The following is a 6,000-nucleotide window of genomic DNA, read 5'->3' as shown; positions in this document are numbered from 1 at the left end:
GCCGGGCGGGCGAGGCGAAGGGCCTTGCCTTCGCGCCGGGCGAAGGCTTGCGCGGCGACGATCAGTTGAACGCCGCTCAAATCGACAAGCGCATCGTCGTCGATGACCAACGTAAGACGACCCGCCAGGGTCAGATGGCCAAGCAGGTCGTCCTTGAGGTCGGAAATATTACGAATCGTAATATTGTCGCCAAAACAAAACTGCGCTTCGACGGGCTCAGTCTGCGGCATTTTATTTTGCTCCAGTGTCAGCGTGAATATTCTGGAGTGCGCGTAAACATAACGTTAATTTTGTATATTATGAATAGAATTGTTTCGCATTTACCGTATACGTCGCAAATAAATCACCTTACGTAATATTTATTACGTAAGGTTATTAGTGATAACTTGAGCTTGGCTATAACAAGAACTCATCGACGTCTTCTTCGGCCGGTTCGGCCTTTGACGCGTCAACAGCTGCGACGCGCGCCCGCAATTCGGGAAAAACATTCAGATGCAGTTCGCGCTCGCTGTTCATCGTGTAGCGCCCATAGGCCGCTTCGGAAAACGCCGCCAGCGCCTCCGCAGGGGCCTCGGGCGCGGGGCCGGCCTCGACGATCGCCTGCCGCAGCGCGGCCGAGCACGCCGCAAGCTGTTCGCCCAGCGCGCCGCTGAAATCGAGTCCTTGCACCGCCGCGTCGATACGGGCGGCGATGGTCTCGCCCCGCGTGGCGATCAGGTCGATGCTGCCGCCGAGCTCCTTGTCCATCTCGCGCAGCGCGCCGCCGACCGCGTCGAGGCCGGCGACCAAATCGCCGCCGGCGTCGGCGGGCGCCGCGTCCGTCCCGCCGAGCGCGCCCAGTGTCTGAAGAATGACGTTGGCGCTGCGGCCGAGCTTGTCGCCTTCGCGATTGATCTCGGTGGCGATCACACCGATGGTGCGCCCGAGGTCGCCCATGCGCGAGCAATGCAGATAAGCGTTGATGGCGAGCAGGCGAATGTCGCTCTGGACATGGCGCAGATTGCCAATGTCCTCCTTGTTGTCGAGCAATTCGACCGCGAGCCGCCGGATGGTGCCGTCGACCTCGGCCGACCGCCGCCCCGCCGCCTCGATCCCCTCCACCAGATGCCGCATGGCGCCCAGCCGCTCCACGACGTCATGGGTGGGCTCGGCGCGGCCTTTGCGCCCGGTGAAATTCCCCACGAGGCTGTGGATGTCGCGGGCGTCGACGGCGACGCCCTGCAGCGCGCCGACGATGGCGCGGGCGTCCGTGTCGAAGTCCTGCGACAGCGCGCCGGTGAGGGCGCTCAGGAGGCGCAGCACGGGGATGCGGAGGCCGGCGTCGTCCGTCGCGCCGCGCATCAGGTCGAGCAGCGCCTGAATGTTTTCCTGCACATGCTCGATGCGCTGACGGGTCATGTCGCCGACTTGCAGCGCGGACAGGGCCCCGCCAAACTTGCTCGCCGCCGCATGCATCACCGGCCCCGCGTGCCCCGCCAGCTTTTCGAGTTCGGCGCGGCGGCGGTCGACGACCTGCGCCGCTTCGATCAATTGCGGCGCGGCGGCGGCGGCGGCGCTCCCCACGACCTCGATGACATGCGCGTGCTCCTCGCCGATGCGGTCGAGTTCGGACGTCATCTGCCCGACCTTGCGCGAGAATCCCGCCACCTCATGCTCGGCCTTCTGCACATAATTGGCGATTTCATCGGCGAAGGACATGAACTTGTCATTGCCGGCGGCGGTGATGCGCGTGGAGACCGCGCAGGCCGCGAGATAGCCGAGAATGGCGTGGATCTTGGAAATCTCGGCCTGGATCGTCGACAATCGCTCCGCCGTCGCCTGGAGGTCGTCGCCGCGGCCATGCTCCCGCGCGATCCGTTCCTGCAGCTGCGCGATGGCGCCGCGCAACGCGCCGATGGTCTGGTCCGCCCGATCCCGGCCGAACGAGCCGGCGATGCGGTCAAGCGCCTCGGTCAGAACCTGGATGTTCTCGCGCGCTTCAAGCAGCACCCCGCCGGCGTTGAGGAATCTTTGTTCGATCTCGCGGCGCGCCTGTTCGAGCCGGTCGTGAATGGTTTGGAAGAAGGCGGGGTCCAGGGCGGCCTTGACCTCGCCGCGCGGCGTTTGGAACGCAAGGGTCATTGACGGCGTCCCCGAAGTTCAGGACGCGCGGCGTCGTCGGGCGCCGTTGCGTTGATCGGCGCGGAAAACCCGGAGACGCAAGCGCCGCCGGTCGTCCCATCAAGAGTCGGAGCCATATGTTGCGCGAAGGAGGCATGCGCGCGGTCGGGGGTGTCGTGCAATGCTATAATGTAATTACTTGACGTCACCGGTCGTCTCCACTTTACCGAACGTAATTATAGAGCAAGTCTTATGCAAACAGCGTTTTGATTTGTTTGCACAGGAGTGGGTAAGTTGATGAGATTCTACAGTAAACTAATAAAAGGACAATAAATGATCCGCCGCCGGTCCTGTTCAGGCCGGCGGCGTCCGAGTTTTGTCAGAACGCCAGGCGCAGGCCCGCGCCGCCATAAATGGCGTCGCCGACCGGGCGGGCGCCAAGGGTTCCGTCGGCGAACAGGTTCACCGACGCATTGTCGGCGAAGCGGTAGCCGAGGCGCAGGCCATATTCGGCCCAGCGATAATCGCCGAGGGCGCCACGCACGCCGGACAGCCCGAGCACGCCGCCGCTCAGCCCGCTGCGGGCGTCCAGCGATTGCGCGCCCGCGAGCGAGACCTCGGTTTCGATGGCGCCGCCGAACACATGCGTCCAGTGGCCGCCGATCCGCGCGGCATCCAGCCTGTCCACCCCGGCGGCGATGGTCGCGGGCGAGGAATTGCCGGCGCCGCCTTCGACATAGCCGGAGACGAACTGCCAGCTCCGCGACAGCCCGCCAAACAAAGCCGCCTCGTCGCTGGGCGACCAGCGATAAATCCAGCCGAGCTTGCCGAACACGGAATAGGTCGCGGCGTCGGCGACGCCGGTTCCGATCCGGCCGACGCCCGCGTCATCGTAACTGCGCTTGAAGCTGGCGCGCCGCCACGGCGAGGCGGAGCCGCCGATTTCGGCGAAGGGGCGCGAGTCGCCCCACTCCGTCTTGTCGTAGCGCAGCGCGGCGAGGAAGATCGGCGAACCCGTCACCTCGACGCCGCCGTTGTGATAGCGGGCGAAAGCCGCGCCGCCGAGCAGGGCGAAATTCTCGCTGAGCTTGAGGCGGCCGTGCGCGCCCACGCTGAGCGCCCCCACCGAGCCGAACGCCGTGACGCAGCTGTCGCAATCCATCTGTTCGGTGAGGCCGTCGAGCAAGCCGGCGAGCACGCCATGGGTGACGAGCGCGCCGATGCGGTCGCCCGCCAGCCGGTCGAACGACGAGGTCACGGCGTCGCGGGTGAGGCCGTTGAAGACGAGATAGGCGTCGTTGGCGTCATAGGCCAGCACCGGCAGGTTGGTGGTGAGCCCGGTCACCGTGAGGCTGCTGAAGGCGCCGGAGACGCCGTTGCGCGCGGTCAGGATGGTGTAGCGGCTTCCGGCGACGGCGTCGCCGCCCGTCCAGTTCGCCGCGACCGCGCCATTGAGGCTGGCGGCGCCGGTCGTGGTCAGCAGGCTTGCGCCCGCCGGCCCGAACGACACGACATAACGCGCGCCCGAGGAGAAGGCGACGTCGCCGGTCGCGCGCAAGGTTCCGAACGGCTGCGCGGAATTGCCCGGCGCCAGCGCGCCGCCCGAGGCGACGGCGACGGCGCCGACCGTCCCGACGCCGGCCAGCGCGCCGCCGTTTTCCACAATGGTCGAGGACGCGATGGAGCCATTCACCTCCAGCGCGCCCTGCGCCACGCGCGTCTCGCCCGTGTAGCTGTTGGCGCCGGTGAGAACGAGGGTTCCCGTTCCCAGTTTCGTCAGCGCGCCCGAACCGGAGATCGCGCCGCTCAACGTGACATGGGAGGCGGCCGTGTCGATGTCGGGGTCGCCCGCGCCGGAAAAGACGAGCGCGTTCGACAGGGTCATGGAGGAGAGGAAGCGCAGCGCCGTCGCGTCGGCGAGATGCAGCGCCCCCGAACCGAGCGCCTGCGCGTCGCCGACGGCCAGCGCGCCGGCCTGCACGAAGGTCCCGCCCGCATAGGAATTGGCGCCCGCCAGCGTCAGCGTTCCCGCGCCGGCCTGGGTCAGCGCGCCGGTCCCGCCGATGGTCTGCGACACGGTCACGGCGTCGGAGCGGTTGAACAGCAGGCTGGCGTTGTTCACCACGGCGCCCGAACCGAGCGATCCGGCGACGCCGCCGGTCCCGATCTGCAACACGCCGGAGGAGATGGTGGTGACGCCGGAATAGCTGTTGGCGCCGGCGAGGGTCAGGGTTCCCGCCCCGGTTTTCGTGAAGCCGCCCGCGCCGGTGATCGGGCCGGACAATGTCGCGCCGCCGTCGCCGGAATCGAGACGGGCGGTTCCGGCCAGCGTGACCGCATTGGCGACGACCATGCCGCTGGCGGCGAAGCGCAGGGCGGTCGCGTCGGCGAGCGCGATGGCGCCCGAACCGGCGGCCTGAGCGTTGGCCAGAGCCAGGGTTCCGCCGGTCACGCGGGTTCCGCCCGCATAGGAATTGGCGCCGGACAGCGTCAGGGTTTCGGCGCCGGTTTTCACCAGCGCGCCCGTCGCGCCATTGATCTCCCCGATCCGGCCGGAGAAGGCGCCGCCGCCGACCGTCAGGCTCTGCGCGCTTCCCGAAGCGAAGGAGAAGACGCCGCCGCCATTGAGCGTTGCGACGCTGGCGTCGCCCACATAGGCGCGCACCATCGCGCCCGCGGCGATGGTGAGGTCGCCGGCGCCCAGCGCGCCCGAGGCGAACAGGTCAAGCGCGCCCGCCCGCACGTCGGTGGCGCCGGCGTAGGTCGAGACGCCGTAAAGCGCCAGCGTGCCCGTGCCCGTCTTGGCGAGGCCGCCCGGCCCGGACAGCCCGCCTTGCAGGTTCAGGGTCGCGGCGTCGGGATCGCCGGGGCGGTTGGAGGCGTCGTCCACCCGGATGACGCCGCCGCCTTCGCCGAGAATGACGTCGCCGGCGAAGCTCGTGCTGCGTCCATCCGCCAGCGGCGGGTAGTCGAGATATGCGTTGTGATAGGCCAGCGTCGCGCCATTGTTGATGGCGACCGACAGCCCCGAACCGGCGTCCTGGCCCAGCAGGGCGCCGCTGGTGATTTGCAGGACGCCGCCGTTGACGATCGTCGCGGACTGCGTGTTCGTCGCCCCGTAGGAATCGTCCAGGATCAGTGTGCCCGCGCCCTCCTTGACCAGCGCGCGGCCTGGGCCTTCGATGCTGACGTCGATGGTGGCGGAGACCCCGGGGTCGGTGGTCACCGTGCTGTGGTCGGGCGCGAGCAGCAGCGCGGCCTGCGTCATTTCGGGTGGGGCCAGATCATAGCCGGTGACCATGAAACGGGCGCTGACGAAGCCCACGGCGCCATCGACCCAGACCGTGCCGGCCGCGCCGGCGAACACCGCATCGGATCCTTGCCAGGCCGAATTGGCCGTCCCGTCGGCGGTGGTGAAATTGGCGACCGCGCCGGGGGAGGAGGACGCCGGACGCCAATAGCCGTCGCCGCCTTCGCCGCCGGGAACGCCGGTCGGGCTGGTCGAGAAGCCGTCCCAATATTGCGCGGGAAAAACCGGCGGCCCGATCGGCCCGGGGCCGTCGTCGGCGCGCGCGGCCGTGGCGGCCAGCGATGTCCCCGCCAGCAGGAGCGCGCGCCAGGCCATGCGGCGCGGCGCCGCGAGAAAAACGTTCCGTTTCATCGAATTCCGCCCCGATTCCGGTTTGCTTTAACTTTGCGACGATTAGCCGCAACAGGTTGCGCAGCGTCAAGAATGCGCGCGGTCGATAAGACGCCGGAACAAGTGATTGAGACGGGGGGATGGAAAGAAGATTTTTGAATTGCGCCGGCGCGGCTCATGGTTCAGATTGTCAAGGTCCATGAAAAGATGAAGGCAAGATGCACCGTCGTTTTGGGGAGCCGGGCGGAATTGACTTGAAG

3 protein-coding genes are annotated in these 6,000 nt (G+C 67.5%); all 3 read right to left on the bottom strand.

Features of this window, described 5'->3' with window-relative positions; translation table 11 throughout:
• Positions 1-230, bottom strand: a 230-nt coding sequence (locus CFB24_RS05250; protein WP_210190737.1) for an STAS domain-containing protein, incomplete at its 3' end; no start/stop codon positions are given.
• A 166-nt stretch (positions 231-396) separates the two neighbouring features.
• Positions 397-2,121, bottom strand: coding sequence for a hypothetical protein (locus CFB24_RS05245; protein WP_088519453.1), 1,725 nt, complete (start codon positions 2,119-2,121; stop codon positions 397-399).
• A gap of 358 nt (positions 2,122-2,479) precedes the next feature.
• Complete coding sequence (locus CFB24_RS05240) at positions 2,480-5,761, bottom strand: autotransporter-associated beta strand repeat-containing protein (RefSeq protein ID WP_088519452.1); 3,282 nt, start codon at positions 5,759-5,761, stop codon at positions 2,480-2,482.
• Positions 5,762-6,000: the final 239 nt, after the last annotated feature.

The organism is Rhodoblastus acidophilus (assembly GCF_900187365.1).
Lineage (GTDB): Bacteria > Pseudomonadota > Alphaproteobacteria > Rhizobiales > Beijerinckiaceae > Rhodoblastus > Rhodoblastus acidophilus.
Note: the sequence above shows the minus strand (reverse complement) of the source record. Positions and strands in the feature narration are given on the sequence as shown.

What these genes read in the sequence shown, in the direction of transcription:
- CFB24_RS05245 (WP_088519453.1), bottom strand. Translation starts at nt 2,121, where the DNA reads ATGACCCTTGCGTTCCAAACGCCGCGCGGCGAGGTCAAGGCCGCCCTG.
- CFB24_RS05240 (WP_088519452.1), bottom strand. Translation starts at nt 5,761, where the DNA reads ATGAAACGGAACGTTTTTCTCGCGGCGCCGCGCCGCATGGCCTGGCGC.